Annotated in this window: 32 protein-coding genes; 18 read left to right on the top strand and 14 right to left on the bottom strand. The window is 65.3% G+C overall.

Annotated elements, in window-relative coordinates; genetic code table 11:
- Positions 1-59: 59 nt before the first annotated feature.
- Both IR187_RS02205 and IR187_RS02200 read left to right on the top strand, forming a co-directional pair.
- Positions 60-383 carry a nuclear transport factor 2 family protein gene (locus IR187_RS02205; RefSeq protein ID WP_194953083.1) on the top strand — a complete coding sequence of 108 codons (324 nt, stop codon included), beginning with the start codon at positions 60-62 and terminating at the stop codon, positions 381-383.
- The gene (locus IR187_RS02200) at positions 380-1159 is read left to right on the top strand and encodes an SDR family oxidoreductase (RefSeq protein ID WP_194953082.1); all 780 of its coding nucleotides are present in this window, start codon (positions 380-382) and stop codon (positions 1157-1159) included. Before IR187_RS02205 ends, IR187_RS02200 begins: the two co-directional genes overlap by 4 nt.
- A 78-nt stretch (positions 1160-1237) precedes the next feature.
- Here the strand turns inward: IR187_RS02200 and IR187_RS17055 are convergent, their stop codons facing one another.
- The 9 genes from IR187_RS17055 to IR187_RS02155 all read right to left on the bottom strand — a co-directional run bounded on the left by IR187_RS17055 (position 1238) and on the right by IR187_RS02155 (position 8999).
- Positions 1238-1549 (bottom strand): DUF1272 domain-containing protein, encoded by a 312-nt coding sequence (locus IR187_RS17055; RefSeq protein WP_194953081.1) that lies wholly within the window; start codon positions 1547-1549, stop codon positions 1238-1240.
- Positions 1550-1645: 96 nt separating this feature from the next.
- Positions 1646-4033, bottom strand: a complete 2388-nt coding sequence (gene pheT / locus IR187_RS02190; RefSeq protein WP_194953080.1) for a phenylalanine--tRNA ligase subunit beta — start codon at positions 4031-4033, stop codon at positions 1646-1648.
- Complete coding sequence (gene pheS / locus IR187_RS02185; protein ID WP_194953246.1) at positions 4030-5124, bottom strand: phenylalanine--tRNA ligase subunit alpha; 1095 nt, start codon at positions 5122-5124, stop codon at positions 4030-4032. The genes pheT and pheS overlap by 4 nt, the downstream gene beginning before the upstream one ends.
- A gap of 175 nt (positions 5125-5299) precedes the next feature.
- On the bottom strand, positions 5300-5665 hold the full coding sequence (gene rplT / locus IR187_RS02180; protein WP_194953079.1) for a 50S ribosomal protein L20: 366 nt from the start codon (positions 5663-5665) through the stop codon (positions 5300-5302).
- A gap of 13 nt (positions 5666-5678) precedes the next feature.
- Complete coding sequence (rpmI, locus tag IR187_RS02175) at positions 5679-5882, bottom strand: 50S ribosomal protein L35 (RefSeq protein WP_194953078.1); 204 nt, start codon at positions 5880-5882, stop codon at positions 5679-5681.
- Between the two features lie 137 nt (positions 5883-6019).
- Complete coding sequence (gene hisN, locus IR187_RS02170; RefSeq protein WP_194953245.1) at positions 6020-6802, bottom strand: histidinol-phosphatase; 783 nt, start codon at positions 6800-6802, stop codon at positions 6020-6022.
- 1 nt (position 6803) lies between these two features.
- Complete coding sequence (locus IR187_RS02165; RefSeq protein ID WP_194953077.1) at positions 6804-7199, bottom strand: cupin domain-containing protein; 396 nt, start codon at positions 7197-7199, stop codon at positions 6804-6806.
- Positions 7200-7208: 9 nt separating this feature from the next.
- Positions 7209-8144: a ribose-phosphate pyrophosphokinase gene (locus tag IR187_RS02160; protein ID WP_194953076.1), complete on the bottom strand. Its 936-nt coding sequence runs from the start codon at positions 8142-8144 to the stop codon at positions 7209-7211.
- A 72-nt stretch (positions 8145-8216) separates the two neighbouring features.
- Positions 8217-8999: a LytTR family DNA-binding domain-containing protein gene (locus tag IR187_RS02155; RefSeq protein ID WP_194953075.1), complete on the bottom strand. Its 783-nt coding sequence runs from the start codon at positions 8997-8999 to the stop codon at positions 8217-8219.
- A gap of 144 nt (positions 9000-9143) precedes the next feature.
- On the opposite strand from IR187_RS02155, the gene IR187_RS02150 reads away from it, so the two are divergent.
- From IR187_RS02150 to rpmG, 6 genes are all read left to right on the top strand, one after another.
- Positions 9144-9644, top strand: a complete 501-nt coding sequence (locus IR187_RS02150) for a DUF2306 domain-containing protein (RefSeq protein ID WP_194953074.1) — start codon at positions 9144-9146, stop codon at positions 9642-9644.
- Between the two features lie 39 nt (positions 9645-9683).
- On the top strand, positions 9684-11366 hold the full coding sequence (locus IR187_RS02145; RefSeq protein ID WP_194953073.1) for an NAD+ synthase: 1683 nt from the start codon (positions 9684-9686) through the stop codon (positions 11364-11366).
- Positions 11367-11471: 105 nt separating this feature from the next.
- Entirely contained in the window at positions 11472-11894 is a 423-nt protein-coding gene (locus tag IR187_RS02140; protein ID WP_194953072.1) for a DoxX family protein, read from the top strand.
- Positions 11895-11946: 52 nt separating this feature from the next.
- A complete protein-coding gene (gene gltX, locus IR187_RS02135; RefSeq protein WP_194953071.1) occupies positions 11947-13257 on the top strand; it encodes a glutamate--tRNA ligase in 1311 nt (436 codons plus the stop codon).
- Between the two features lie 148 nt (positions 13258-13405).
- Positions 13406-14143, top strand: coding sequence for an energy transducer TonB (locus IR187_RS02130; protein ID WP_194953070.1), 738 nt, complete (start codon positions 13406-13408; stop codon positions 14141-14143).
- A 214-nt stretch (positions 14144-14357) separates the two neighbouring features.
- Positions 14358-14525 carry a 50S ribosomal protein L33 gene (gene rpmG / locus IR187_RS02125; RefSeq protein ID WP_058818055.1) on the top strand — a complete coding sequence of 56 codons (168 nt, stop codon included), beginning with the start codon at positions 14358-14360 and terminating at the stop codon, positions 14523-14525.
- 166 nt (positions 14526-14691) lie between these two features.
- On the opposite strand, the gene IR187_RS02120 is transcribed toward rpmG, so the two are convergent.
- A complete protein-coding gene (locus IR187_RS02120; protein ID WP_194953069.1) occupies positions 14692-15090 on the bottom strand; it encodes a hypothetical protein in 399 nt (132 codons plus the stop codon).
- 47 nt (positions 15091-15137) lie between these two features.
- Positions 15138-15500 carry a response regulator gene (locus IR187_RS02115; protein WP_194953068.1) on the bottom strand — a complete coding sequence of 121 codons (363 nt, stop codon included), beginning with the start codon at positions 15498-15500 and terminating at the stop codon, positions 15138-15140.
- A 53-nt stretch (positions 15501-15553) separates the two neighbouring features.
- On the opposite strand from IR187_RS02115, the gene IR187_RS02110 reads away from it, so the two are divergent.
- From IR187_RS02110 to IR187_RS02095, 4 genes are read left to right on the top strand one after another with little or no spacing between them, the layout of a single operon-like run.
- The gene (locus IR187_RS02110; protein ID WP_324187627.1) at positions 15554-15862 is read left to right on the top strand and encodes a DUF3572 family protein; all 309 of its coding nucleotides are present in this window, start codon (positions 15554-15556) and stop codon (positions 15860-15862) included.
- A complete protein-coding gene (locus IR187_RS02105) occupies positions 15859-16500 on the top strand; it encodes an HAD family hydrolase (protein WP_194953067.1) in 642 nt (213 codons plus the stop codon). The genes IR187_RS02110 and IR187_RS02105 overlap by 4 nt, the downstream gene beginning before the upstream one ends.
- A 12-nt stretch (positions 16501-16512) precedes the next feature.
- On the top strand, positions 16513-16977 hold the full coding sequence (locus tag IR187_RS02100; protein WP_194953066.1) for a RidA family protein: 465 nt from the start codon (positions 16513-16515) through the stop codon (positions 16975-16977).
- A gap of 8 nt (positions 16978-16985) precedes the next feature.
- Entirely contained in the window at positions 16986-18134 is a 1149-nt protein-coding gene (locus tag IR187_RS02095; protein ID WP_194953065.1) for a GNAT family N-acetyltransferase, read from the top strand.
- Here the strand turns inward: IR187_RS02095 and IR187_RS02090 are convergent.
- Positions 18131-18445, bottom strand: a complete 315-nt coding sequence (locus IR187_RS02090) for an SEL1-like repeat protein (RefSeq protein ID WP_194953064.1) — start codon at positions 18443-18445, stop codon at positions 18131-18133. The two genes, IR187_RS02095 and IR187_RS02090, sit on opposite strands and share 4 nt — an antisense overlap.
- 140 nt (positions 18446-18585) lie before the next feature.
- A complete protein-coding gene (gene panC / locus IR187_RS02085; protein ID WP_194953063.1) occupies positions 18586-19425 on the bottom strand; it encodes a pantoate--beta-alanine ligase in 840 nt (279 codons plus the stop codon).
- Positions 19426-19508: 83 nt separating this feature from the next.
- On the opposite strand from panC, the gene IR187_RS02080 reads away from it, so the two are divergent.
- The 6 genes from IR187_RS02080 to IR187_RS02055 all read left to right on the top strand — a co-directional run bounded on the left by IR187_RS02080 (position 19509) and on the right by IR187_RS02055 (position 25422).
- A complete protein-coding gene (locus IR187_RS02080) occupies positions 19509-20318 on the top strand; it encodes a division plane positioning ATPase MipZ (protein WP_194953062.1) in 810 nt (269 codons plus the stop codon).
- A gap of 28 nt (positions 20319-20346) precedes the next feature.
- Positions 20347-21729: a phosphoglucomutase/phosphomannomutase PgmG gene (gene pgmG / locus IR187_RS02075; RefSeq protein WP_194953061.1), complete on the top strand. Its 1383-nt coding sequence runs from the start codon at positions 20347-20349 to the stop codon at positions 21727-21729.
- Between the two features lie 191 nt (positions 21730-21920).
- On the top strand, positions 21921-22739 hold the full coding sequence (gene lptB / locus IR187_RS02070) for an LPS export ABC transporter ATP-binding protein (protein WP_194953060.1): 819 nt from the start codon (positions 21921-21923) through the stop codon (positions 22737-22739).
- A 192-nt stretch (positions 22740-22931) separates the two neighbouring features.
- Positions 22932-24404, top strand: a complete 1473-nt coding sequence (rpoN, locus tag IR187_RS02065) for an RNA polymerase factor sigma-54 (RefSeq protein WP_194953059.1) — start codon at positions 22932-22934, stop codon at positions 24402-24404.
- Between the two features lie 183 nt (positions 24405-24587).
- A complete protein-coding gene (ykgO, locus tag IR187_RS02060) occupies positions 24588-24713 on the top strand; it encodes a type B 50S ribosomal protein L36 (RefSeq protein ID WP_003046794.1) in 126 nt (41 codons plus the stop codon).
- A gap of 97 nt (positions 24714-24810) precedes the next feature.
- Positions 24811-25422 carry an HAD family hydrolase gene (locus IR187_RS02055; protein ID WP_194953058.1) on the top strand — a complete coding sequence of 204 codons (612 nt, stop codon included), beginning with the start codon at positions 24811-24813 and terminating at the stop codon, positions 25420-25422.
- Here IR187_RS02055 and IR187_RS02050 read toward each other — a convergent pair.
- Entirely contained in the window at positions 25407-26846 is a 1440-nt protein-coding gene (locus IR187_RS02050) for a serine hydrolase domain-containing protein (protein WP_194953057.1), read from the bottom strand. The genes IR187_RS02055 and IR187_RS02050 overlap by 16 nt on opposite strands.
- Positions 26847-26858: the final 12 nt, after the last annotated feature.

Below are 26858 nucleotides of genomic sequence, written 5' to 3'. Positions count from 1 at the left end.
CTTATGCGGATGATGCCGCGCGCTTAGATGGGAAGCAAGCCCAAGATCGGAGACTCGTCATGCAATTGCCTCATCCCGTTCAAACCTATTTCGACGCCGACCAGCGCGGCGACGGCGCCGCCCTGATGGCGGCCTTCGCCCCCGATGCGCTCGTGAAAGATGAAGGGCACTCGTACCGCGGGCACGACCAGATCGATGCCTGGTGGCGCGACGCCAAGCAGCAATATGCCCATCAGGCGGCGCCATTCGAGGCGGAGCTCGCGGATGACCGGATCAGCGTTCGTGCCACGGTGACGGGCAATTTCCCGACCAGCCCGGCTGTCCTCACCTATCATTTTACGCTCGCCGACGGTCGCATCGCCGAACTGGAGATTCGGCCATGACCGGCTTTCTGTCGCTCGCCGGCAAGCGCGCGCTCGTCACCTCGGGCACGAAGGGCGCGGGCAAGGCAACCGCCGCCCTGCTCCGCGAACTCGGCGCGACGGTGCTCACCGTCGCCCGGAACGCGTCCGATTCCGGGGCTGACCCCCTGTTCATCGCCGCCGACCTGACGACCGCCGAAGGATGCGAGCGCGCCGCTGCCGCGGTGCACGAACGCCTCGGCGGCATCGACATTCTCGTCCACATGCTCGGCGGGTCGTCGGCGCCGGGCGGTGGTTTTGCCGCGCTGAGCGACGCGCATTGGGATCGCGAGCTTGCGCTCAACCTGTTCCCCGCCGTCCGGCTCGACCGGGCGCTGGTCCCGGCGATGGCCGCGCAGGGATCTGGCGTCGTCGTCCATGTCTCCTCGATTCAGCGCCAGTTGCCCTTACCGGAAGCAACGACCGGCTATGCCGCGGCCAAGGCGGCGCTTTCGACCTACAGCAAAGCCTTGTCGAAAGAGGTCGCGCCAAAGGGGGTGCGCGTCGTCCGCGTCGCCCCGGGATGGATCGAGACCGAAGCATCGGTGCAGCTCGCCGAACGCATCGCGCGCGACGCGGGGACCGATTATGAAGGCGGCAGGGCGATCATCATGAACTCGCTCGGCGGCATTCCGCTCGGCCGCCCGGCAAAGCCCGAAGATGTCGCCAACCTGATCGCCTTCCTCGCATCGGACCGCGCCGCGGCGATCACGGGCACCGAATATGTGATCGACGGCGGCACGATCCCGACGGTTTGATGGCCAACCCCATCTTCGCTCCCTGCCCGATCCACAGCGCACACACGGCAACGTCGCTACCGAACCGGCTGTGTGCGATCAGCGCTGCTCGGGCGGAATGTCGCGCAGGCGGAGCGAATGCGCGCGAATATTCTCGGCGTCATAGCTTACCTTACGGCGCTGCGTCGATGGCGGCTGGTGGACGCGTGATACGCCGGGGCGCCATTCGTTCGCGGGACGAATCGGCCGCGGCACAAATCCGCCGCCGCAATTCGGGCAGACATTGAACAGGATATTGTCGACGCAATCGGCGCAATATGTGCACTCATAGGTGCAAATATGTGCGTCCACAGCATCGATCGGCAAGTCGCGGTCGCAATATTCGCAATTCGGACGAAGCTCGAGCGCCATGTTCCCTCCGTGACAAAAGCTATTCCAGAATTGGCGCGTTCCGCGCCACGCCATCCTTGTCCAGTCGCCTTCGATAAACGGCGGACTTTCAGGGGCCTACCCCCGCAACACCGCCCCCACCTTCGCTGCCGCCACCACCACCTTGTCGGCGATCGCCTTCAGCTCTGCATCGGTGAAGCTCTTCTCGACCGGCTGCAATTCGACCTCCACCGCCAGGCTCACATGACCCTCGGGCACGCCCTGCCCGGTGAAGCGGTCGAACAAACGAGCATCGACGATGGCCGCCTTGTCGGCACCGCGGATCGCTCGCACCAGCTCGGCGGCGGTCAGGCTCGTCGGGGCCAGGAACGCAAAGTCGCGGCGCACCGATTGCAGCGTGGGCGGGGTGAAGGCCGCGCGCGCCGGGCCGCTCGCGCGTTTGGCGGGAATGGCATCGAGGAAGATCTGCACCGCCATCACCGGGCCGTCGACGTCGAAATGGCGGGTCAGCAGCGGGTGGAGCGCGCCATATTCGGCGAGCACCGCCTTGGGCCCCAGCCGCAGGGTGGCCGACTGGCCGGGATGCCAGATTTGGCCCTCGCTCACCGCTTCCATCACCTGCAAACGGTCGGCGGGTGCGCCCGCGGCGTCGAGCAGTGCCAGCGCTGCGGCTTTGGCGTCGAACGCATCGAACGCCGCCGCCTTGCCCGCCTGCCAGCCGCGCGCGCGCTTCTCGCCCGCCATAAGCACCGCCAGCGTCGGATGCTCGGCATCGGCCAGATAGCGGCGGCCGATTTCGAACAGGCGGATGCTGGCCGCGCCGCGGTTCTGGTTGCGCTGCGCCGCGGCGAGCAGGCCGGGGAGCAGCGACGGGCGCATGACCTTCAGATCTTCGCTGATCGGATTGGCGAGCGACCAGTCGCCGCCGCCAAACGGCGCCGCATCACGGTCACTGATGAATGACCAGGTCACCGCTTCATGGAAGCCTGCGGCGGCCGCGGCGCGGCGCATACGCCGCTCCAGCATCTGTTCGGGGGTCGCGGTCGGTTTGGCCACCCCATCGGTGCGCGGCAGAGCCACCGACGCGATTGCGTCGAACCCGGTGATGCGCGTGACCTCCTCGACCAGATCGGGGGCGCCGTCGATGTCGCGGCGCCAGCTCGGCACCTGAACCTGCCAGCGGCCGCCCTGTTCGATGACGGTGAAGCCCAGCGCGGTCAGGATTTCCTGCTGCCGCTCGGGCGCGATCGCGATACCGCCCAGCGTCGCCGACAGCGTCGGGTCGTAATCGACCATCTTCACCTCGGCGGGCGGCGTCCCGGCGCGGGTGACCGCCGAGGGTGTGCCGCCGCAGATCGCCAGCACATGCGCGGTGACGATCGCGGTCGCGTCGTCCAGAAACGCCGGATCGACCCCGCGCTCGAAACGGCTGCGCGCGTCGCTGGTCAGCGCCAGTGCCTGTCCAGTCAGCGCGATGCGTTCGGGGGTGAAGTACGCGACCTCGACCAGCACGTCGCTCGTCGCTTCGCTGCACCCCGAATGCTCGCCGCCCATGATGCCCGCGATGTCGTGGACGCCGCTATCGTCGGCGATCACCGTCATCGTGTCGGTGAGCGTGTAATCCTTGCCGTTGAGCGCGGTAAGCGTCTCGTCCGCCTTTGCGCGCCGCGCGACGAGCGGCCCGGTCAGCTTGGCACGGTCATAGATATGGCTCGGGCGGCCGAGGTCCAACATCACATAATTGCTGATGTCGACAAGCGCCGAGATCGACCGCTGCCCGACCGCTTCCAATCGGCGGCGCATCCATTCGGGGGCGATGCCGTTGGTGACGCCGCTGATCGTGCGGCCATAGAAAGCGGGGCAGCCTTCGGGATCGTCGGTGCGGATTTCGGTTGCGGGCGCGCCCTCGCCGATGATCGTCGGGACGTCGAGCGGCTTCAGCGTGCCGAGCCCGGCGGCGGCGAGGTCACGCGCGATCCCGCGCACCCCCATGCAATCCTGCCGGTTCGGGGTGATCGAAATGTCGATCACCGGGTCGCCCGCGCCGCTGTAATCGGCGAAGCTGGTGCCGACGGGCGCATCCTCGGGCAGTTCGATGATGCCGTCATGATCGTCGCCGAGCTCGAGCTCGCGCGACGAGCACATCATGCCGTTCGATTGGACCCCGCGCACCGCGGCGACCTTCAACTCCATGCCGTTCGCGGGCACGACCGCGCCGGGCAGGCCGAGCACGCCGACCAGCCCGGCGCGCGCATTGGGGGCGCCGCACACGACGGTCAGTGGTGCGCCACCGTCGCCGGTGTCGACGGTCAGCACCTGCAATTTGTCGGCCTGCGGATGTTTCTCGGCGGTCAGCACGCGCGCGACGCGGAAGCCCTCCAGCTTGTCGGCGGGATTCTCGACGCCTTCGACTTCGTGACCGATGCGGTTGAGCGTGGCGACGACATCTTCGACGGTGAAATCGCCGTCCAGATGCTCGCGGAGCCAGTCGAGGGTGATCTTCATGCCGAAATCCCCCCACTCAGCGTGGGAACACTCAGCGCGCCGAACCCATAATGCGCCAGCCAGCGCAGGTCGCCGTCGAAGAAGGCGCGCAGATCGTCCATGCCATATTTCAGCATCGCCAACCGATCGACCCCGACGCCAAAGGCAAAGCCCTGCCACACGTCGGGATCAAGCCCGCAGTTCGCGATCACGCGGCGGTTGACCATCCCGCTGCCGAGCAGCTCCATCCACGCATGGCCATCATCGTCGCCATGTCCGCCGACGATCCGGCGACCCTTTTCCTGTTTATAGCCGACATCGACTTCCGCCGACGGTTCGGTGAAGGGGAAATAGCTCGGGCGCAGCCGCAGGACGATGTCGTCGCGCTCGAAATAGGCCTTCAGGAATGTTTCGAGCGTCCATTTGAGGTGTCCCATATGGATGCCGCGGTCGATGACGAGACCTTCGACTTGGTGAAACATCGGCGTGTGCGTCGCATCGCTGTCGCTGCGATAGACACGGCCGGGGGCGATGATGCGAATCGGTGGCTCCTGGTTCATCATCGTGCGGATCTGCACCGGCGACGTGTGGGTGCGCAGCAACATTGCGCGGCCCTCGGCGTCCACGTCGGGGAAATAGAAGGTGTCGTGCATCGCGCGCGCCGGATGCGTTTCGGGAATGTTGAGCGCGGTGAAATTGTGCCAGTCATCCTCGATCTCGGGACCGGTGGCGACGGCAAAGCCCATGTCGGCAAAGATTTCGGTGAGTTCGTCCATCACCTGGCTGACCGAATGAACACTGCCCTTCGGCGCGGCATCGGCGGGAAGGGTCATGTCGATCGCCTCGGCGGCGAGCTTGATGTCGAGCGCCGCGGCATCGAGCGCCGCCTTGCGTTCGGCGAGCGCAGCGGTGATCGTCTCGCGCAGCGCGTGAATCTGCGGCCCCTGCGCCTGCCGCTCATCGGGGGTCATGGCGCCGAGCGATTTGAGCAGCGCCGTGATGCTGCCCGCCTTGCCGAGCGCGATGACGCGCAGGGCTTCGAGGGCGTCGAGATCTTCCGCTGCCGCAATGTCTGCCGCCAGCCGGGCTTGCATCGCCTGATAATTGCTCATCATCGTTTGTCCTGCGGCGATGACGGGCACCCCGCGCGCCACCGCATGTTCCATTCGCCATCCGGGGTGCCGCTTGCACCGGATGGTGCGAGCGGGTCAACCCCGCGACGGGCGATGCAAAAGGGGCGGCTCCTTGCGGAACCGCCCCTTTGTAACTGGCTTGTCCGCCGGAGCGTTACGCTGCCTTGGGCAGCGCCGCTTTCGCCTGTGCGATGATCGCGGTAAAGACGCCGCCTTCGTTCATGGCGAGGTCGGCCATGACCTTGCGGTCGAGATCGATTCCGGCCAGCTTCACGCCGTGCATGAACTGCGAATAGGTCAGGCCTTCGGCGCGGACCGCCGCGTTGATGCGCTGGATCCACAGGCCGCGGAAGCTCCGCTTCTTAACCTTGCGGTCGCGATAGGCGTATTGGCCGGCCTTTTCGACCGCCTGCTTGGCGATACGAATGGTGTTCTTGCGACGGCCATAATAGCCTTTCGCCTGTTCCAATACGCGTTTGTGCTTGGCGCGCGTGGTGACGCCGCGTTTGATGCGTGACATGGTCTAGCGCTCCTTACTTCAGGCCGTAGGGCGCCCAGAGGCGCACATGGGCCACGTCCGAATCGCTGAGCACGCTCGTGCCGCGGTTGGTGCGGATATATTTGGCATTGTGCGAAATCAGGCGGTGGCGCTTGCCGGCAACGCCGTGCTTCACCTTGCCCGTGGCGGTGAATTTGAAGCGTTTCTTCACACCGCTCTTGGTCTTCAGCTTGGGCATTTTGGTCTCCTTTGGAAGTCCGTTTGGTGTCGGCCTGGCAGCCCTTGTCGCCAGCCGACACAATCGGAAGCGGGGCGCTTAGGGGGAATCGCAATGAAATGCAAGCGCTGCGGGCGCACAGGTGCGCGCGCTGCGGCTCAATGATGGCAGGCGAGGCCTTCGATCACATCCTCGAGCCGCGCCGGATCGCCCAGCGCGATGACATGGCCCGCGCTTTCGGCGCTGAGCGGGTCGCCGTTCCAGTCGCACATCGTCCCGCCCGCACCCTCGACGATCGGTGCCAGCGCGGCGAAGTCGTGGAGCTTGAGGCCTGCCTCGACGACCAGATCGATGTGGCCGTTCGCCAGCAGACCATAATTATAGCAGTCGCCGCCAAAGACCATGCGCTTGTGCGCGGTCTTGGCGGCGAGCGCCATGAAATGTTCGGCGTCATGATCGTCGAAATATTGCGGCCCAGTGGTTGCGAGCACCGCGTCGCCGAGCGTGCGACAGCTTCGCGCGCGCGCTGGTTCGCCGTTGAACAAGGTCGGCTGTCCGACCGCCCCGATCCAGCGTTCGCCCGCGATCGGCTGGTCGATGATGCCCAGCACCGGCCAGCCGTCCTGCAACAGCGCGATCAGGGTGCCGAAGATCGGCCGCCCGGCCATGAAGCTGACCGTGCCGTCGATCGGGTCGAGCACCCATTGGCGCGCGGCATCAGGGCGCTCGGCACCATATTCCTCTCCGATGATCCCATCGCGCGGCGCCTCGGCGTCGAGCAGGCGGCGCATCGCGGCCTCGGCGGCGCGATCAGCCTCGGTCACCGGCGACGCGTCGGCTTTCGCCTCGTGGGTCCAATTTGAACGGAACAGTGGACGGATCGCGGCGCCTGCGGCGTCGGCCAAGCGATTGGCAAGCGCGATATCGGACGATCGGGCCACGTCAGCGAGGCCGATGCTCGGTACCCGCCCCGGCGGTGATGAATAACGCGCTAGCGTCGCCATCGATATCGGCGGTGTGCCAGCAACCGGGAGGGTTGATCGCATATTCGCCGGGTTTCAGTGTGAGCGATCGGGCTGAGCCGTCGGCCATTTCCTGATGCAGACTAATTTCACCGCTGAGACACAGGACCACTTCGTCGCCCGCCGGGTGCATTTCCCAGCTGGTCCAGTTTCCGGTGAAGCGATGGGCGCTGACCAGCCGTCCCTCGCGTCCATCCGATGCGGTGCGTGCCGCATAATCGGCGTACCATTGCATACCGTCGAACGCAGGCTGGACGGCGGCGGTCGCGCCCAGGCCGAGGTGCAGCGGCTGGGTGAAGATATCGGGATTGGTCATCAGGCCCTCCTAGTCGAACAGCGACGAGACGCTCGATTCGTCGGCGATGCGCTTAATCGCTTCGCCGAGCAGCGGCGCGACGGTCAGCGCGCGGACCTTTTTGCTGTCGTTGACCGCGTCGGTCGGCTGGATCGAATCGGTGATGACCAGTTCGGTCAGCTCGCTCGCCTCGACGCGCGCGACGGCGCCGCCGGACAAGACACCGTGGGTGCAATAGGCGACGACGCCCTCGGCGCCCGCGGCCTTCAGCGCCCCGGCGGCGTTGCACAGCGTTCCCGCCGAATCGACGATGTCGTCGATCAGGATGCAGAAGCGCCCTGCAACGTCGCCGATGATGTTCATCACTTCGGATTCGCCGGCGCGTTCGCGGCGCTTGTCGACGATCGCCAGCGGCGCATTGTCGAGCCGCTTGGCGAGCGCCCGGGCGCGCACGACGCCGCCGACGTCGGGTGACACGACCATCAGATTCTTGCCCGCGAACCGCGCCTGAATGTCGGCGCTCATCACCGGCGCGGCGTAAAGATTGTCGGTCGGGATGTCGAAAAAGCCCTGGATTTGCCCGGCGTGCAGGTCGATCGCGAGGACACGGTCAGCGCCCGAGGTGGTGATCAGATTGGCGACGAGCTTCGCCGAAATCGGCGTGCGCGGACCGGGTTTGCGGTCCTGGCGGGCATAGCCAAAATAGGGGATGACCGCGGTGATCCGTTTTGCCGAGGCGCGGCGCAGCGCGTCGGTGATGATCAGCAACTCCATCAAATTGTCGTTGGCCGGGAAATTGGTTGGCTGGACGATGAAGACGTCCTGTCCGCGGACATTTTCATGAATTTCGACGAACACTTCCTCGTCGGCAAAGCGGCGCACGCTCGTGTCGGTCAGCGGCAGCTCCAGATAGTCCGCGATGGCGCGGGCGAGAGGCAGGTTGCTGTTGCCGGAGATCAGTTTCATGGGGTGCGCGGCCCTTTCGCGGCGGATAGGATTGCGCGCCCCTTAGCCAGCGGGGGGCGATAGGGGAAGAGCTTAAAGCCATCCCGCCGCGCGAAGCTGCGGCATCATGTCGCGCGATACCGGGACCTCTTGCCCGCCGACCAGCGTGATTGCCGCAACGCGGCCGTCGCGGCGCACCGCGATCACCCCGCCGCGCGCCACCCACCAGCTGCGATGGACGCGCAGGCCGTCGGTGGTGCCGAGCCGCTCGATGGCGTCGCGCAGGCGCATCAGGATCAGTTCTTCGCGGCCGTCACCGATGACGCGGACATAATGATCCTCGCCTTTCAGCGCGCGCACCGGACCGAAACCGGGCGGGAGCGGCAAGTTAGGGGCGATGGACGCCGCGGTGCCGCTGTCGGGTGCTCCCGCCGTCGGTTGGAGCGTCGGCGGAAGGAGAGGGGGCGCCGTCGGTTCGGGATTGGCGGCGGGACGAAACAGCAGATACATCGCCGTGTGGATGATCACCCCGATCACCAGCACCTGCAGATAGACCGCACCGAGCAAGGGCGATTGCAGCGCTTGGTCGATCGAAGCCCGTCGCCAAAGCAGCATGACGAGCAACGTCATCGGCATCGACCCGACGATCAGGCCGAGCGCGATGGTCACCGCATAGGGGATACGCACCGCTTCGGCGAGCCAGCGTGCCACCGCGCCGAGGCCGCCGAAGATCGGATAGCCACACAGGATCATCAGCGGCCACAGGATCAGCCGCTGCACCAGCGGCAATTCGTAGCTACCAAACGGGCCGATCAGCGCGAGGATGATTCCCGCGACGATCATCAGAAAGCTTTCGATCGCAATTTTCCGCGCCATGACGCCGGTCTGGCTGCCGGTTCGCGCTTCGTCAATTGGCAAATGCGCCGGATTCGCGAAGTTTTTGGCCGGACCGGCGAAGTGGCGATTGCCCGCGGATGGCCGCGCGGCATCTGCAGTGCATCGACCAGCAAGGACTATCCGATGATCACCCATACCGCAGCCGCTCCGCCACTACGTCGTTCCGCCCCGTTTCTACGCGCGATCGCACAGACCGCCGCGATCACCGCCGCGGTGCTCGCGCTGGGCTATCTGATGCGCGGCCAGGGCGAATATCGCACCCCGGCCTGGGCGCTGTGGATCCATCTTGGCACCGTGATCCCCGCGGTGCCGCTCGGCGCCTTTGTGCTGTGGGCGCCCAAGGGAACGCGCGGGCACAAAACGGCGGGGCGCGTGTGGGCGTTGCTGATGCTGGTGACCGCGATCGCCAGCTTCTGGCTGCGCGGGCTGACCGGCGGCATCGGGCCGATCCATATTTTTTCGGTGATCACCCTCTATTCGATTCCGATGGGCATCTGGCATGCGCGGCGCGGGAATATCGTCGCACACCAGCGCGCCATGCGCGGGGTCTATATCGGGCTGATCGTCGCCGGCGCCTTTTCGATGATGCCGGGCCGGTTCCTTCCCCACCTGCTGTTCGGCTGAGCATTGCAATCGCCGCCGCCGCGCGTATGGCTCGGCGGCATGACCGACGCCGCCCAAATGCTCACCATCGTGATGGCCCAGATGACGCAGGCGGTCGGCGACCTTGCCGCCAATGCCGACGCGATGCGTGGCGTTCGGGCGCGCCACCCCGGGGCCGACCTGATCCTCTATCCCGAGTTCCAATTGATCGGTTATCCGCCCGAGGATCTGGTGCTGAAACCCGCGCTCGCCGAACGCGCCGCGACCATGCTGGCCGAACTGGCGCTGGAAACCGCCGATGGCGGCCCGGCGATGCTGGTCGGGTCGGTGGAACGCGACGGGGCCGACCTTTATAACATCGTCGCATTGCTCGACGGCGGCAAAATTGTCGCCGTGCGGCGCAAGCACGAGCTGCCCAATTACGGCACCTTCGACGAAAAGCGCATCTTTGTTCCCGGCCCGCTCCCCGATGTCGTCGATTGGCGCGGGATCAAGCTCGGACTGCCGATCTGCGAGGACGGGTGGCTGCCGAAAGTTTGCCAGCATCTGGCGGGGCAGGGCGCCGAGCTGCTGATTTCGGTCAACGGCAGCCCCTATGAAATCGACAAGGACGAACGACGACTGACGCAGGTCTTTGCCAGCCGCGTGGCCGAAACCGGGCTGCCGGTGATCTTTCTCAACCGCATCGGCGGGCAGGACGAGATTGTGTTCGACGGCTGCTCGTTCGTGCTCAACGCCGACGGGTCAACGGCGCACCGGTTGACCGACTGGGAGCCGGAGGAGCGCGTGACGTGCTGGACAAAAGGCGCGCCAAATGTCGAAAGGGGCGGCTGGACCTGTGCCCCCGGTGCGATCGCCGAATGGGAGGCGCATCCCGCCGACATCTATAGCGCGATGATCCTGTCTTTGCGCGACTATGTCGAACGCAACCGCTTTCCGGGCGTCGTGCTCGGGCTGTCGGGCGGGATCGATTCGGCGATCTGCGCCGCAATCTCCGCCGACGCGCTGGGACCGGACAAGGTCTGGTGCGTGATGCTGCCCAGCCGCTTCACCAGTCAGGTCAGCCTCGACGATGCGGCGGGCTGCGCCGCGATGATCGGGTGCCGGCTCGACACCATCCCGATCGCCGCCGCGGTGGACGCGTTCGACACGATGCTGGAAGGCAGCTTTGCCGATGTCGAGGTCGACATCACCGAAGAGAATGTCCAGTCGCGCATCCGCGGCGTGACCCTGATGGCGCTCAGCAACAAATTCGGGCCGATGCTGCTGACCACGGGCAACAAGAGCGAGATGAGCGTCGGTTATGCGACCATCTACGGCGACATGGCGGGTGGTTATAATCCGCTGAAGGACGCGTACAAGATGACGGTGTTTGCGCTCGCCAAATGGCGCAACGAGAATGTGCCGCGCCTGTCGCGAAACCCGGTGACGCCCGTCATGCCCGAGGGCGTAATCACCAAGCCACCCAGCGCCGAGCTGCGTCCCGACCAGAAGGACGAGGATAGCCTGCCGCCCTATCCCGATCTTGACCGCATGTTGCACATGCTGGTCGAGGAGGAAGCGAGTACCGACGAGGTAGTTGCCCGATATGGGTTCGCGCGCGAAACGGTCGCGCGGATCGAACGCTTGCTGATGCTGGCCGAATACAAGCGCCGCCAGGCGCCGCCGGGGGTCAAGCTGTCGACGCGCAATTTCGGCCGCGACCGGCGCTACCCGATCACCCACGGTTTCCGGACCGGTTGAACGTCGACGACTCCGGCCCGCGTACCGGTGCATGTTTGGGGCTGGTTGGATCGGCGCAGCCGTGCAGGGTCGAGATCCGCAATGCAGCGACAGGGGAGGCAGAAGATGACGGCGTATTTGGGACCAAAGGCTCCGGCAAAGCGGGCCGCACAAGTGCTCGAAATACTCCGGATCACAGTGGCGATCCTGATTCTGATCCATGGCGTCTATCGGCTCGCGGCCGGGCTCGTCGTGCCGTTCGGCACCTGGCTCGACAGCATCGGATTTCCCTTTGGTTATGGCTGGGCGATGGCCGTCACCCTGTACGAGCTCGTCGGTCCCGCGCTGATGCTCGCGCGTCGCTGGACCAGCCTTGCGGCCTTGGGCCATGCGGCAATCTTGACGCTCGGGATGATCCTGGTCCATCTGCCCGCCGGATGGTTCGTCGTCGGCGGCGGCCGCAACGGGATGGAGTATAGCGTCCTGTTGATCGTGTCGCTGCTCGCCATCGCCTGGGCCTATTGGCCGGAACGGCGCCCCACCGACTGAGGCGCCACGACAGGGTCGCGCGCAGAGGACGAAGCGGTTATAGGCGCGCGGCATGACCGTCGTGACCCGCTTCGCCCCCTCGCCGACCGGCGCCCTGCATGTCGGCAACGTCCGCACCGCGCTCCACAACTGGTTATGGGCGCGCAAACATGGCGGGCGCTTCCTGCTGCGCATCGACGACACCGATCTTGAGCGATCGAAAGAAGAATATGTCGACGCGATTCGCGCCGACCTCGCGTGGCTCGGGCTCGCTATCGACGGCGAGGAGCGCCAGTCGGCGCGCTTCGCGCTGTACGAGGCGGAGTTCGAGAAGCTCAAGGCGGCGGGGCGCGTTTACGCCTGCTACGAAACGCCCGAGGAGCTCGACATCCGGCGCAAGATCCTGCTCTCGCGCGGGCTGCCGCCGGTCTATGAACGCAAACCGGTGGATGCGCCGGTGCCGGAGGGTGTGGCGCCGCACTGGCGTTTCAGGCTGGATCATGATGCGCCGATCGAATGGACCGACCTGATCCGCGGCGACCAGCATTTCGATCCGCGCACCATGTCGGACCCGGTGATCCGCCGCGCCGACGGCAGCTGGCTGTATCTGCTCCCCAGCGTGATCGACGATATTGCGATGGGCATTACCCATGTCGTGCGCGGCGAGGACCATGTGTCGAACACCGCGACGCAGATCCAGATGTTTGCGGCGCTCGGCGCGACGCCGCCGCACTTCGCGCACGAGGCGCTGCTCGTCGGCACCGAGGGCAAATTGTCGAAGCGGCTCGGCTCGCTGGGCATGGCCAGCTTGCGCGACGCCGGGATCGAACCGATCGCGCTCGCGGCCTTGCTCGCGCGGCTCGGCACCAGCGATCCGGTCGAGCCGGTTACCAGTCTGACGCCGCTGGTGGAACATATCGACTTCGCCCGTTTCGGCCGCGCTCCGGCGCGTTTTGACGAGGCCGAGCTTGCGTTGCTCAACCAGAAGATTTTGCACCAAACCGATTATGAGGCGGTCGCCGATCGGCTCCCCGCCGCGATCACCGCGGCGCGCTGGCACGCGATTCGCCCGAATCTGATGACGGTCCCCGAGGCCGCTGATTGGGTGAACGTGTTCGACGGGCCGCTTGGGCCGTCACCGGTCGATGATACCGACCGCGCGGTGCTGGCCGCCGCCGCTGCGGCTGTGCCTGCGATCGACTGGAGCGCCGACCCCTGGCACGCCCTGACCGCAGCGGTGAAGGAGGCGACCGGGGCAAAGGGGCGCAGCCTGTTCCTGCCGCTGCGCCGCGTGCTGACCGGGCGCAACCATGGTCCCGACATGGCGGAACTGCTGCCGTTGATCGCGAAAGATCAGGCGCTGGCGCGTCTGAACGTCGGCTAAACTGCCCATAGCACCAAGCGGGCGCAGATTTGCCTACTTCTCAGCTTGACAAAATGAGTAATGTTATACTATTACTCTGCTATGACTTGGCCGACTAGCGGTGGTCAAAACGCGGCGGGGCCGGGTCTGACAGGCAAGGAGAGATGCCATGACCCTGATACCCTTGATTTCGGCGATCATGACCGCGCCCGAAGTGACCACGGCCCCCGCGAGTCGATCAGAATCGATGCCCCGCAACATCTATGGCAGCGATCACGGTCGCCATCCGGTCGCGGCGCTTCTCGCCGTCGGGCTGCCCGCCGCGCTGGTCGTCGCGGTGGCACTGTCGCCGATGATCGTCGAACCGCCGCCCAAGATCCATTCCGAACCCTGGGAGACGATCACACTTCCCAAGCCGGTGCCGCCCGACGCGAAGAAGGCGAAACTGCCGGTGCCGCAACCCGCCGATCCCGCTTTCACCGCCAGCGAATCGCCGTTCCGACCGCTGACCCCGGAAGCGCCGACGGCCGGCCCCGAACGTCCTTATGTCGCGCCAAGCGGAACCGGGACCGGGCCGACGCTTGTGATCGATCCGCCCGCCGATCCGCCTTTGCCCCAGCTCGTCCTTGCCGAACTCGACCCGCGCTACGCTGCGTCGTTCCAGCCCGATTATCCGGCGAGCGAACAGCGCCGCGAGATCGAGGGCGTCGTGAAAGTCCGCGTCCTGATCGGCACCGACGGGCGGGTGAAGGCTGTCGAACTGGTCAGCACCGACAGCCCCGGCTTTTTCGCCGAAACCAGGCGCCGCGCGCTCGCCAAGTGGCGTTTCAAGCCCGCGACGCGCGGCGGCGTGACGGAAGAAAGCTGGAAGACGATGACGGTGCGCTTTGAAATCAAGGGCGCATGATCATGTCATGAACCTCGCGGGACGGGCGATCAAAGCGTCGGCCCGCCCGCTCTTTTGCTTGACAGAAGCGCCGAATCCGGCCACAGGCGCGCGGATATTGGGGGCGGCGCCTCGTGCGCGGCCCCTGAGTTTTTTCACACCAACGTCGGGGCCAAAGTCCCGCCGCGTCCCCGGAACTCCGGCGGATGTGCAGTTATTTCGAGGAACACAGGCCATGGCCAAGCCGACGACCGTCAAGATCAAGCTGGTGAGCACCGCCGACACGGGCTTTTTCTATGTGACGAAAAAGAACCCGCGCACGATGACCGAAAAAATGTCGGTCCGGAAGTACGACCCGCGCGTGCGCAAGCATGTCGAGTTCAAGGAATCGAAGATCAAGTGAGGCATTTTCCCGCGCGCTGAACGCGCGCGGCAAGATTCGCTACCCCGGTGAAAGCCGGGATCAAGGGGTGGCCATTTGCGCCGCCCTTTTTCGTGCGCCGATTAGATGTCAGCTTTGGGGTGGGAAGCTGACATTGCGAAGCCCGCACACTATCTGCGCACGCAAACTACCAGCCTAGGCGATGCTTGATACGACTCCACAGTGAGTCTCGCTCATTCATATTTGCAGGGGCGCCGCCAAGACGAGCGGCGGGCCGACCAGCGAAGACGATATTGAGCATTCCCTTGGTCAAACCATCAGGAACAGTGATCGCTGCCGATGCAGAATCCTGGAGCACGTCATCGACCAAAACCTCCACCGTCGGAGCGCTTGCCCACACAATGAGATGATCGGGTGTCCATTCGACCTCGCCAAGGGTGCGCCCACTAGACGGTCTCATGGCGATGGTTGATCTGGCTGGTACAACAAACTCTTCGGCCCATGGCTCAAGCCACACCAAAAGCTCGTCGCGCCCAGGGTTGGAGAGGCTCCATTGATTGTCTAGCTCGGCCATCGCGATCAGCATTCCAGATTGAGCTTATGTCCGCAATTGGTCGCTTCCAGTCGTTCGCGTCAGGCAAACACCCCAACGCTCTCGATGAATTTGATCACCGAAATCGGCTTCGACACATAGGCCTCGGCCCCCGCCGCCCTGATCTGTTCCTCGTCGCCTTTGCCAGCATAGGCTGTGACGGCCATGATCGGCACCGCGCGCAGAGTCAGGTCGGCCTTCATCTGGCCGATCAGCTCGAGCCCGCTGACATGCGGCAGTTGGATGTCCATGATGATCAGATCGGGCGCGATCTCGCGCGCTTTCGCCAATGCATCGCGGCCGTCGCGGACGGGGTGCGCGGTATAGCCGTGGGCGTTGAGCAGGTCGCAGAATAGGCGCAGGTTCAGCTCATTATCTTCGACGACCAGGATGGTCTTGCCCATGATTATTCGCTTCCCCACCTTGCGTCTGTCGACCGTTTAGGCGAATCGGCGGTGTGACACAATTGCCTCGCGGCGAAGGATATTCGGTCTTGCAGGAAAGTGACGAGGCGCTGGCGCTCCAGGCACTGGGGTGGATTTTGAGCGACGAGCCGCGCGCCGAACGGCTGCTCGGCATGACCGGGCTCGACCCGGACGGGCTGCGCGCATCGCTCGGCGAACGCGCGACGCTCGCGGCGATCCTGACCTTCCTCACCGCGCACGAGGCCGATCTGGTCGCCTGCGCCGACGCGCTCGACCTGCCCCCCGCACAGCTTGCCGCCGCGGCGGACCGCCTCGAAGGCCATGAAAGGATCGACCCATGACCCGCCCGCTCGTCATCACCGATTGCGACGAGGTGCTGATGCACATGGTCGTGCCTTTCGCCGAATGGGTCGACGCCGAACATGGCGTGCTGTTCCGCATCGAGGATGCCAGCTTTGCCGGGGCGCTGAAGCGCAAGGAATGCGGCACGCCGCTGGAGGCGGCCGAGGTTTGGCCGCTGCTCGACGCCTTTTTCCGGGGCGAGATGGCGCGGCAATATCCGATTCCGGGCGCGCTCGCGGCGATGGCCGCAATCGCCGAGCAGGCCGACATCGTCGTGCTGACCAACGTCGGTCCCGACCATCAGCAGGCGCGGATCGAGCAACTCGCGCTGCACGATTTTCACGCGCCGGTGATCGGCAGCCGCGGCGGCAAGGGCGAACCGGTGCGCCGGTTGATCGAACAATATCAACCCTCTGTCGCGCTGTTCATCGACGATCTGGCGGGGCATCATCAGTCGGTGGCGCAGGAAGCGCCCGACGTGTGGCGGCTCCATCTGGTCGGCGAACCCGCGATCGCCGACAAGATCGCGCCGTCGCCTTATGCCCATGCGCGCATCGATGACTGGGCGGCGGCGCAGGACTGGATCCTCGCGCGGCTCGCGGAAAATGTCCCCGCTCCGGCCCCCGAACCCGTTTAAGAAGGAACGACCATGGATATCACCGCAAAGCTCACCGAACTCGGCCTCGAACTGCCCAAGGCTGCCGCGCCGGTCGCCGCCTATGTCCCCGTCGTCGAACATGGCGGGCTGCTCTATGTCAGCGGCCAGCTGCCGTTCCGTGACGGGCAGGTCGTGACCGGACGCCTCGGTGACGACATGGATGTCGCCAGCGGGCAGGATGCGGCGCAGCGCGTCGCGCTGATGCTGATCGCGCAGATTGCGCAGGCGCTGGGCGGCGACCTTTCGCGTGTCGAGCGCGTCATCAAGCTGGGCGTATTCGTCAACAGCGCGCCGAGCTTCACCGATCAGGCAAAGGTCGCCAACGGCGCGTCTGACCTGTTCGAAACGTTGTTTGGCGAAGCGGGGCGCCACGCGCGCGCCGCGGTCGGCGTGGCGGTGCTGCCGCTCGGCGCCGCGGTCGAGGCCGATGCGATCGTCGCGGTGAAACCCGCCTAAGGCTGGCGATGGCCGAAGCCGACCCGCCTGCCCGGACGATCTCGCTCGGCACCGGTGTCGCGGCGATCGATGCCGCGGCGTGGGACGCGTTGCACGACGGCGGCAACCCGTTCGTCAGCCATGCCTTCCTGTCGCTGCTCGAAGAATCGGGCAGCGTCGGGCCGGGGACGGGCTGGCAGGCCGCCCCGTTGCTGGTCGAAGATGCGGCGGGCAGCCTCGCCGCCGCCGCGCCCGCGTACCTCAAATCGCACAGCCAGGGCGAATATGTCTTCGACCACGCCTGGGCCGACGCCTGGGCGCGGGCGGGCGGGGATTATTATCCCAAGCTCCAGATTGCGGCGCCCTTTACCCCGGTGCCGGGGCCGCGGTTGCTGGCACGGGACGCCGGCGACGCATCGCTGCTGGTCCGCGCCGCCGAAACGGTGGTGCGGCAGAACGGATTGTCGTCGGCGCACGCGAGCTTTGTCGCGCCCGAGCAGATGCCGCTGTTCGAGAAGGCTGGCTGGCTGGTGCGCCGCGACATCCAGTTTCATTTCGCCAATGCGGGCTACGCCAGCTTCGACGAGTTTCTAGCGACGCTGACCTCGGCCAAGCGCAAGCAGCTGCGCAAGGAACGCTTGCGGGCGGTCGAAGGGTTGCGGATCGAGGAACTGAGCGGCGACGCGATCCGTCCCGAGCATTGGGACGCGATGTGGCTTTTCTATCAGGACACCGGCGCGCGCAAATGGGGCCAGCCCTATCTGACCCGCGCGGCCTTCGACCTGATTGGCAAGCGGATGGCGCAGCAAGTCATTCTGCTTATCGCCTATGAAGATGACCGGCCGGTCGCGGGGGCGCTGCACTTCCTTGGCGCCGACACGCTCTATGGCCGCTATTGGGGGTGCCTGGCCGACATCCCCTATCTGCATTTCGAGCTGTGCTATTACCGCGCGATCGATATCGCGATCGCGCGCGGGCTGCGCCGGGTCGAGGCGGGCGCGCAGGGCGGGCACAAGCTGGCGCGCGGCTATGGCCCCGTGGCGACCTGGTCGGCGCATTTCATCGCCGATCCCGGGTTCCGCCGTGCGGTTGCCGATTTTCTGGAGCAGGAGCGCCGCGCCGAAGCAGCCGAGATGGACTGGCTAGAAGGGCATACGCCCTTCAAGCGGAAGGATTAGGCGGCAAAGCGCCGTGCAGCCGGACGGCGCGCGGTTTCATCGAGCCAGGCGCGTGCCTGGCGCTGCGCTTCGGCGATTTCGTCGCGGGTCATTTCGTCGGACAGGTCGGCGCGGCATTGCTGGCCTTCCTTGTTGCCGCCGAGCGCCGCGAGGTTGAACCATTTATGCGCCTGGATCAGGTCGACATCGACACCGCCGGTCCCGGTGGAAAAGGCGATGCCCAGATCGAAATAGGCATTGGCGTCACCGCGCGCCGCATCGAGCAAGCGGCTTTCGATCAGAAACTGCGCGGACTTCAGACTGTTGGCCATAAAAACCCCCTGTCGCCTCCCCCCACAGGAGGCTTCGGGGTCTAACCTTGCGACTTATGGTCAACAAAGCGTTAACGCGGTGCGCGATTTCTTGTGGATAGCACGCCAAAGTGGCGCAATTCCGTGGTTATTGGCCGCAATCAATTCACCGGATAATTGTCGATCAGCCGCGTTTTGCCCATCCGCGCGGCAGCGAGCAGGCGCGCCGGGCGCCGAAAAACGGTCAATCTTTCAAGGCTGTCGGCATCGGCGAGCGCGACATAATCGACGCTGTCGAACCCGCCCGCGACGATAGCCGCTGCCGCTTCGGCCAACGCCCCATCGACATCCCCACCCTTGGCAATTGTTGTTGCGGCGGCTTTCAAGGCATCGGGAAAGGCGGTTGCGGCGGAGCGCTGCTCGACCGACAGATAGGCGTTGCGCGACGACAGTGCGAGGCCGTCGGGGTCGCGCGCGATCGGCGCGCCCAGAATGTCGAGGTGGAAATCGAGATCGCGCGCCATGCGGCGGATGATTGCGAGTTGCTGCCAGTCCTTTTCGCCGAAAATGGCGATGTCGGGCCTGACCTGGTTGAACAATTTGGCGACGACGGTCGCGACCCCGTCGAAATGGCCGGGCCGCGCGGCACCGCAATAATCGGCGCCGAGCTCGGCGACCTCGATATGGGTGCTGTGACCGCCCGGATACATGACCGCGACGTCGGGCGCCCAGAGCAGCGCGACGCCTTCCTCGACCAGCAGCGCCGCGTCGCGTGCTTCGTCGCGCGGATAAGCGGCGAAATCCTCGTTGGGGCCGAATTGGGTCGGGTTGACGAAGATCGACACGACGACATGATCGGCGACGCGCCGCCCCATGCGGACCAGCGAGAGATGGCCATCGTGCAATGCCCCCATCGTCGGCACCAAGGCAACACTTTTGCCGCCCTGCTTGAGCGCCGCGATGGCGCGGTGCAGCGTCGCGATGTCACGGATGATTTGCACGCTTGCCCGCCCTCCGATAATGGCGACGCGATGGCCACCCCGAGCGGCTCCCATGCGCCGCCAACAGGAAAATCGCAACGCCCATGACGAACCCCGCACCGCACCGCATCATCTTTGCCAATGAAAAGGGCGGGACCGGCAAATCGACCTGCGCGGTGCATTTTGCGGTCGCGCTCACCAGCCAGGGATGGAAGGTCGCCGGCCTCGATCTCGATCCGCGCCAGCGCACCTTTCACCGCTATCTCGAAAATCGGACCAATACCGCGAAGCGCCGCGATATCGACCTGCCGACGCCGCATTTCGAGGTATTCGAAGGGTCGACGGTCGAGGAACTTGACGCGCAGGTCGCGCGGTTGTCGCACGACGTCGATTATTTCATCGCCGACACACCCGGCCGCGACGATGTCTTTGCGCGCCATCTGGCGACATCCGCCGACACGCTGGTCACTCCGATCAACGACAGCTTCATCGATTTCGACCTGATCGGCCAAGTCGATCCCGAGACATTTCAGGTCACCCGCCCCAGCTTTTATTCCGAGCTGATCTGGGACACGCGCAAGGCGCGCGCGAAGACCGACGGGCGAACGATCGACTGGATCATCCTGCGCAACCGCCTCCAGCATGTCGACGCGCACAATATGCGCCGCGTCGGCGAAGCATTGAGCCAGCTGTCGCGCCGCGTCGGTTTCCGCGTCATTCCCGGGCTAGGCGAGCGCGTCATCTATCGCGAACTCTTCCCTGCGGGTCTGACCCTGCTCGACAAGGCGCATCTAGGCGGTATGGGCATCGGCCATGTCGTCGCGCGGCAGGAATTGCGCGAGGCGATGGGCGGGCTGAACCTGCCCGCGCGCGAGCGGCTGCACCCCGACGGCGATCTGTTCGCTGCCGCCTGAGATTTCTCTCCCCCAACAGGATCCCCCAATGACCCATATCTTCCATCCCACAATGCTGCGCGAATATGACATCCGCGGCGTCGTTGGCGACACGCTGTCCGACAAGGATGCCTATGCCATCGGGCGTAGTTTCGCGACGCTGGTGGCGCGCGCCGGGGGCAAGCGGATCGCGGTTGGCTACGATGGCCGACTGTCGTCGCCGATGCTGTGCGATGCCCTGATCGAGGGGGTCAACGCCGCGGGTATCGACGCCTTGAACGTCGGGCTGGGGCCGACACCGATGCTCTATTATGCGGCCTCAACCCAGGAGGTGGACGGCGGCATCCAGATAACCGGCAGCCACAACCCCCCCGACTATAACGGCTTCAAATTTGTGATGCAGGGGCGGCCTTTTTATGGCGCCGATATTCAGCGGATCGGCGAAATGGCTGCTGCGGGGGATTGGGAAGTTGGCGAAGGTGCCACGCGGGGCATCGACATCATCGACGCCTATGTCGACCGGCTGGTCGAAGGTTTTACCGGCGGCGCCTATCGGATCGGCTGGGATGCGGGCAATGGCGCCGCGGGAACCGTGATCGAAAAACTCACCGCGAAGTTGCCGGGCGAGCATTTCCTGTTGTTTACCGACATCGACGGTCATTTCCCGAACCACCATCCCGATCCCACCGAAGAGAAGAATCTGGCCGATTTGCGTAAGCTCGTCGCCGAGAGGAGCCTCGATTTCGGCGTCGCTTTCGATGGAGACGGCGACAGAATCGGTGCGATCGATGGCGAGGGGCGGGTGATCTGGGGCGACCAGCTGCTGCAAATCTATGCCGCGGCGCTGCTTGCCGACACGCCCGGCGCAACGATCATCGCCGATGTGAAGGCCAGCCAGGCGCTGTTCGATCGCGTTGCCGAACTCGGCGGCCAGCCGTTGATGTGGAAGACCGGCCACAGCCTGATCAAGGCCAAGATGAAGGAGGTCGGCAGCCCGCTGGCGGGCGAGATGAGCGGGCATGTGTTTTTTGCCGACCGCTATTTTGGCTATGACGATGCGCCTTACGCGGCGGTGCGGCTGATCGAGGCGGCGACGAAGCTGGGGCAGAGCGTGACCGAATTGCGCGGCAATATGGCGCCGATGGTCAACACGCCCGAGCTGCGCTTTCAGGTCGACGAGGTGCGCAAATTCGCCATTGTGGATGAAGTTCTGGCGCGGCTCGCCGCATCGGGGGCAAAAGTCGATCGCACCGACGGCGCGCGCGTCCTCACCGATGACGGCTGGTGGCTGCTCCGCGCGTCGAACACGCAGGACGTGCTGGTGGCGCGCGCCGAGGCAAACGACGACGCAGCGTTGGCACGGTTGCTCGCCGCGATCGACGAACAGCTCGCGCTGTCGGGGATCGCACGCGGACCGCAAGCGGGGCATTAGTTTCTATCTCCCCTCCCTTCTAGGGAGGGGTCGGGGGTGGGTGTGCGGCGAAGAAAGAACGCCTGCGGCGACCCACCCCTAACCCCTCCCTAAAAGGGAGGGGGACAGCCCTGCAAATATCTTGCCAGATTGACCTTGGCGGCGCTCCTCGGGTAACGCCCGTGCATGTCTCCTCAGGAAGCGATGTGGAAATGACCGACGACGAAGCGACCCCTGCGATCGTGACTGCCGACACCGATCATGGCGTCGCCGAACATCGGGCGCATGTCCGCGACGACGCGGCGGCGGGCAACGGGCTGGCGGTCATCTCGATCGCCAAAAGCTATGACAAGCGGGTGGTGCTATCCGACGTGTCGTTGTCGGTGGCAAAGGGCGAAGTGCTCGGTCTGCTGGGCCCCAATGGCGCCGGCAAGACGACCTGTTTTTATTCGATCATGGGACTCGTAAAGCCCGACGCCGGGCGCATCATGCTCGACGGCGCCGACATCACCGCGCTGCCAATGTATCGCCGCGCGATCCTCGGCCTCGGCTATCTGCCGCAGGAAACCTCGATTTTTCGCGGCATGACGGTCGAGCAGAATATCAGCGCGGTGCTCGAGCTTGCCGAGCCCGACAAGATCGCGCGCGAACGGCGGCTGGAAGAATTGCTTGAGGAATTCGGGCTGACGCGGCTGCGCAGCGCGGCGGCGATGGCGCTGTCGGGCGGCGAGCGGCGCCGCGCCGAAATCGCCCGCGCGCTCGCCGCCAACCCGTCGATCATGCTGCTCGACGAACCCTTCGCCGGGATCGATCCGCTGTCGATCAGCGACATTCGCGACCTTGTTGCCGATCTGAAGACGCGCGGCATCGGGGTGCTGATCACCGATCACAATGTCCGCGAAACGCTCGACCTGGTCGATCGTGCCTGCATCATTTACGACGGCAAGGTGCTGCTCGCGGGGTCGCCCGAAGAGCTGGTCGCCGACCCCGAAGTGCGGCGGCTGTATCTGGGCGAGGGTTTCTCGCTGTGAGGGGCCGTGGTCGTACCAATGTCGAATGAGCGGCTTTCCGTTTCCGTTCGTGTCGAGCGAAGTCGAGATACGCCGAGTTCGTGCATGGCTTCACGTGTCTCGACTTCCGGGAAAGCCGGAAGTTTATCCCGAGCGACTGCCAAGGCAGTCGAGGGGCTCGACACGAACGGGAAAGTAAGCAGGTAACTTTCGATGGCGTTGGGTCCGCGCCTCGATCTTCGCCAGTCGCAATCGCTGGTGATGACGCCGCAGCTGCAGCAAGCAATCAAGCTGCTGGCGCTGTCGAACCTCGAACTCGAAACCTATCTGGCCGAAGCGCTCGAGGGCAATCCGCTGCTCGATACGGCGTCGGCCGACAGCGACAGCAGCGCGGCCGATGCGATGGACGTCCCGGGCGACGAAACGCCGATCAGCGAAGCGGCATCGCTCGATGCGGATCATGCGCTGTCGTCGGAGAGCGGCACCGCCAACGATCTCGACGTCGATATGACCGTCGAAAGCTTTCACCACGACAGCGCCAGCGACAATGTCGGACTGTCGGGTGGAAACGATAGCGAGGGTATCGATTTCGACAGCTTTGCCGGCGAGGATGCGACGCTGCACGAGCATCTGCTGGCGCAGGTCGGCGAGCGGTTCAGCGGGATGGAGGCGATGATCGCCGAACAGCTCGTCGCGCTGATCGACGAGGCGGGCTATTTGCGCGCCGATTTGGCCGAGGTTGCGCAGCGGCTGGGCGTGCCGCTGGCGCTGGTCGAGAATGTGCTGGCCGGGGTGCAATGTTTCGATCCGTCGGGGGTCGGCGGCCGCGACCTTTCCGAATGTATCGCGATCCAGGCGCGCGAGGCCGACCGCTACGATCCGGCGATGGCGACGATGATCGCGCATCTCGATCTGGTCGCCAAGGGCGCCTTTCCGCAGCTGAAGCGCATCTGCGGGGTCGACGACGAGGATCTGGCCGACATGATTCGCGAGCTGCGCGGCTATGATCCCAAGCCCGGGTTGAAATTCGGCGGCGACCGGTCGCAGGCGGTGGTTCCCGACCTGTTCATCCGCCCGACCGCCAAGGGTTGGGCGGTCGAGATCAACAGCGGCACCCTGCCGCGCCTGCTGGTCAATCGCCGTTACTACACCGAGCTGGCCACCGGTGCCGCGGCCAAGAGCAAGGCGTGGCTGTCCGAACAGCTGGCGAGCGCGAACTGGCTGGTTCGCGCGCTCGACCAGCGGCAGCGCACGATCATCAAGGTGGCGAGCGCGATCGTGAAGCAGCAGGAGGGATTTTTCCTGCACGGCGTCGCGCATATGCGGCCGCTGACCTTGCGTCAGGTCGCCGAGGAAATCGGCATGCACGAATCGACCGTCAGCCGCGTCACCAGTAACAAATATCTGTCCTGTCCGCGCGGGCTGTTTGAACTCAAATATTTCTTCTCCAGCGGTATTTCGGCGACCGAGGGTGACGGCGCGGTATCGGCCGAGGCGGTCAAGAGCCGGATCAAGGCGATGATCGAGGCCGAGGACGCCAAGGCGATCCTGTCCGACGAGACGATCGCGCAGCGGCTGTCGGCCGAGGGCCACGACATCGCGCGCCGCACGGTGGTGAAATATCGCGAAGCGATGGGTTATGGATCGTCGGTGCAGCGGCGGCGGCAAAAGGCGCTGGCGGGGTAGGATCGGTCGCCCCCGGGTAGGTGGGGGCCGCTGGAGGTATACGCAGCGGTGTCGCGCAAGCCCGACGACGGCCCCGCCTTCGCGGGGGCGACGTTTTCTCGCCGGCAGCCGGTTGACTTTTTACCCGCTTCCCCATAGTTGCGCCGCTTCGCGTCAACACGCCAAGATTTACGGACAAGAACCATGAAGATTCGCAACAGCCTGAAGTCGCTGAAGGACCGCCACCGGGATAACCGCGTTATCCGCCGCCGTGGCCGCACTTATGTGATCAACAAGACCAACCGCCGCTTCAAGGCGCGCCAGGGCTGATTGTCCTGCCGGGGCTTTTTTCGCCCCGCGTGCATTTGCGAGTAAGCGTGACGCCGTCGGATGCTTCCGGCGGCGCTTTCGCGTGTCTGGAAAGCCTATGATTCGCCAAAGCGTAATCTTCGATGTCGGCCGCGTCCTGTTCGACTGGGACCTGCGCCACCTGTTTGCCAAGCTGATCGACGACCGGGACGAACTCGAATGGTTCGTGACCAACGTCGTCACGCCCGAATGGCATTTTCAGCACGACGCCGGGCGCCCGCTCGCCGAGATGCTGCCCGAGCTCAAGGCCGACTTTCCCGGCCATGCGCCGCTGATCGACGCCTATGCCGCGCGCTTCAACGAGACGATCCCCGGGCCGATGCCGGGCAGCCTCGAACTGGTCGAGCGGCTCAATGCCGCGGGCGTGCCGCTGTTTGCGATCACCAATTTCGGCCATGAATTTTGGGAAGGCTTCCGTCCGACCCAGCCGATCTTCGATCGCTTCCGCGATATCATCGTGTCGGGCACCGAAAAAATGATGAAGCCCGACCCCGCGATCTACCGTCTCGCGCTCGAGCGCTTCGACATCGACCCCGCAGGCGCGCTGTTCGTAGATGATGTGGCGGCGAATGTCGCGGGCGCTGAATCGGTCGGCATCGCCGGCCATTTGTTTGGCGGCGCGGCGATGCTCGAACGCGCTCTGGTCGCGCGCGGCTATTTGCCCGGCTGATCGAAACGCAGAACCAGTCGCCGTGTTGCGGTGACGTCGGCGGCAAAGCTGCCATCGGCTTGCGCGCGAAGATCGGCAATGCCGAACGGATTGACGATCCCCGCGCGGCTCAGTCCGCCTTTGGACTCGAGCCCGATGATCGTCAGCGGCGCGTCACTGCGCTGCATCGCGGTGCCGAAATAGGCCAGTATCGCGGGATGCTGTTCCGCGGTACCGACGCACAAGCCCCGCTCGATCCGGAAGCGGACAACGCCTTCAACCGCGGCGTCGCCAAACGTGCCGCTGTAATTCCGCGCTTCGAGGGGGCAGGGCGCTGAAACGAGCCCCGCCGGGACGGGACGAAATGGTGCCGCGATCATCTGCGCAGTGGGTTCCATGCGCGACACCCACGCGGCGTTGGAAAGCAGGCTGACCGCAATGCGCTCGCCGCGCCACAGCCCGAGCGTGCTGCGCGCGCCCTGCGTGACGCCATTGTGGAACAGGAATGGCGCGCCGTCGGCATCGGAACCGATCCGCCACCCGAAGCCGACGCGATAATCATCTTCTCCGGCCGCTTCGCCGCTGGCCAGCTGTACCGGGACCAGCATTGCGTCGAAGGTTTGCGGGCGCACGACGCGGCCGTCGATCATCCGCCCGCCGAAGCTCGCGACCGCGCTCGCGGTGCCGCTTAAGCCGCCGCCACCCCAAGTGTAGCTGAAATCATGGCGCGGCATCTCGACCACCCGACCCGCATCGAACCCATAGGCGCGCGAGGCGTCGGGATTATCACTGTTCGTCGCGTCGGCGCGGATCGCGATGCCCGGCGCTACCTCCTCGCTCACATAATCCGTGAAGGGGCGCCCGGCCTTTTCTTCGACCAGCGCACCGAGCAAGGTATAGCCCCATGATGAATAGCTGTAGGCGGTTCCCGGCGGGCTCAGCAGGTCGCGTTCGGCAAAGATGGCGACCGCGTCACGCCCGGTAGCGTAATGGCGCGATCCGCGATCCGCATCGATGGCCTGATAATGCGGCAACCCCGATGTATGCGCGGCGAGCTGGCGCGGGGTGATCGCGGGCCAGCGCGCGCCGAGCCAGGGCAACTGCGCCTGCACCGGTGCGTCAAGGTCGAGCCTGCCCGCTTCGGCAAGCTTGGCGGCGGCGGTGACGGTGAACAGTTTGGATACGCTGGCAAGGCGGAACAGCGTATCGCGCGTAACGGACAGGTCGCGGTCGATATCGCGCAGCCCGCTTGATCCCTCCCACACGATCCTGCCGTCCTGCCACACCGCCGCCCCCATGCCGGGGACGCCGTTGGTGTCGCGCAGCGTATCGAGCAGGCGTTGCGCGATGATGGCAGCATCGGCGCCGGGTTCGGCGACTGCCGGTGATGCGCCCGCCAGCAAAGCCAATAGCCCCGCAGCGCGCGCCGTCGAGATTGTTCGCATTCCATGTCTCCC

It is taken from the genome of Sphingopyxis solisilvae (assembly GCF_015475875.1).
In the GTDB taxonomy this organism is placed as follows: domain Bacteria; phylum Pseudomonadota; class Alphaproteobacteria; order Sphingomonadales; family Sphingomonadaceae; genus Sphingopyxis; species Sphingopyxis solisilvae.
The sequence above is the reverse complement of the archived record's forward strand: the minus strand, read 5'-3'. Positions and strand labels throughout refer to the sequence as shown.

Coding starts and splice junctions, on each gene's coding strand:
- gltX (WP_194953071.1), top strand. CDS start 11,947: ATGACCGTCGTGACCCGCTTCGCCCCCTCGCCGACCGGCGCCCTGCAT.
- rpmI (WP_194953078.1), bottom strand. CDS start 5,882: ATGCCCAAGCTGAAGACCAAGAGCGGTGTGAAGAAACGCTTCAAATTC.
- IR187_RS02055 (WP_194953058.1), top strand. CDS start 24,811: ATGATTCGCCAAAGCGTAATCTTCGATGTCGGCCGCGTCCTGTTCGAC.
- IR187_RS02115 (WP_194953068.1), bottom strand. CDS start 15,500: ATGGGCAAGACCATCCTGGTCGTCGAAGATAATGAGCTGAACCTGCGC.
- IR187_RS02080 (WP_194953062.1), top strand. CDS start 19,509: ATGACGAACCCCGCACCGCACCGCATCATCTTTGCCAATGAAAAGGGC.
- rplT (WP_194953079.1), bottom strand. CDS start 5,665: ATGTCACGCATCAAACGCGGCGTCACCACGCGCGCCAAGCACAAACGC.
- IR187_RS02050 (WP_194953057.1), bottom strand. CDS start 26,846: ATGCGAACAATCTCGACGGCGCGCGCTGCGGGGCTATTGGCTTTGCTG.
- IR187_RS02205 (WP_194953083.1), top strand. CDS start 60: ATGCAATTGCCTCATCCCGTTCAAACCTATTTCGACGCCGACCAGCGC.
- IR187_RS02200 (WP_194953082.1), top strand. CDS start 380: ATGACCGGCTTTCTGTCGCTCGCCGGCAAGCGCGCGCTCGTCACCTCG.
- IR187_RS17055 (WP_194953081.1), bottom strand. CDS start 1,549: ATGGCGCTCGAGCTTCGTCCGAATTGCGAATATTGCGACCGCGACTTG.
- IR187_RS02140 (WP_194953072.1), top strand. CDS start 11,472: ATGACGGCGTATTTGGGACCAAAGGCTCCGGCAAAGCGGGCCGCACAA.
- IR187_RS02090 (WP_194953064.1), bottom strand. CDS start 18,445: ATGGCCAACAGTCTGAAGTCCGCGCAGTTTCTGATCGAAAGCCGCTTG.
- pgmG (WP_194953061.1), top strand. CDS start 20,347: ATGACCCATATCTTCCATCCCACAATGCTGCGCGAATATGACATCCGC.
- IR187_RS02095 (WP_194953065.1), top strand. CDS start 16,986: ATGGCCGAAGCCGACCCGCCTGCCCGGACGATCTCGCTCGGCACCGGT.
- IR187_RS02105 (WP_194953067.1), top strand. CDS start 15,859: ATGACCCGCCCGCTCGTCATCACCGATTGCGACGAGGTGCTGATGCAC.
- lptB (WP_194953060.1), top strand. CDS start 21,921: ATGACCGACGACGAAGCGACCCCTGCGATCGTGACTGCCGACACCGAT.
- pheS (WP_194953246.1), bottom strand. CDS start 5,124: ATGAGCAATTATCAGGCGATGCAAGCCCGGCTGGCGGCAGACATTGCG.
- rpmG (WP_058818055.1), top strand. CDS start 14,358: ATGGCCAAGCCGACGACCGTCAAGATCAAGCTGGTGAGCACCGCCGAC.
- rpoN (WP_194953059.1), top strand. CDS start 22,932: ATGGCGTTGGGTCCGCGCCTCGATCTTCGCCAGTCGCAATCGCTGGTG.
- IR187_RS02160 (WP_194953076.1), bottom strand. CDS start 8,144: ATGAAACTGATCTCCGGCAACAGCAACCTGCCTCTCGCCCGCGCCATC.
- IR187_RS02145 (WP_194953073.1), top strand. CDS start 9,684: ATGACCGACGCCGCCCAAATGCTCACCATCGTGATGGCCCAGATGACG.
- pheT (WP_194953080.1), bottom strand. CDS start 4,033: ATGAAGATCACCCTCGACTGGCTCCGCGAGCATCTGGACGGCGATTTC.
- IR187_RS02165 (WP_194953077.1), bottom strand. CDS start 7,199: ATGACCAATCCCGATATCTTCACCCAGCCGCTGCACCTCGGCCTGGGC.
- IR187_RS02155 (WP_194953075.1), bottom strand. CDS start 8,999: ATGGCGCGGAAAATTGCGATCGAAAGCTTTCTGATGATCGTCGCGGGA.
- IR187_RS02120 (WP_194953069.1), bottom strand. CDS start 15,090: ATGCTGATCGCGATGGCCGAGCTAGACAATCAATGGAGCCTCTCCAAC.
- ykgO (WP_003046794.1), top strand. CDS start 24,588: ATGAAGATTCGCAACAGCCTGAAGTCGCTGAAGGACCGCCACCGGGAT.
- IR187_RS02100 (WP_194953066.1), top strand. CDS start 16,513: ATGGATATCACCGCAAAGCTCACCGAACTCGGCCTCGAACTGCCCAAG.
- IR187_RS02130 (WP_194953070.1), top strand. CDS start 13,406: ATGACCCTGATACCCTTGATTTCGGCGATCATGACCGCGCCCGAAGTG.
- IR187_RS02150 (WP_194953074.1), top strand. CDS start 9,144: ATGATCACCCATACCGCAGCCGCTCCGCCACTACGTCGTTCCGCCCCG.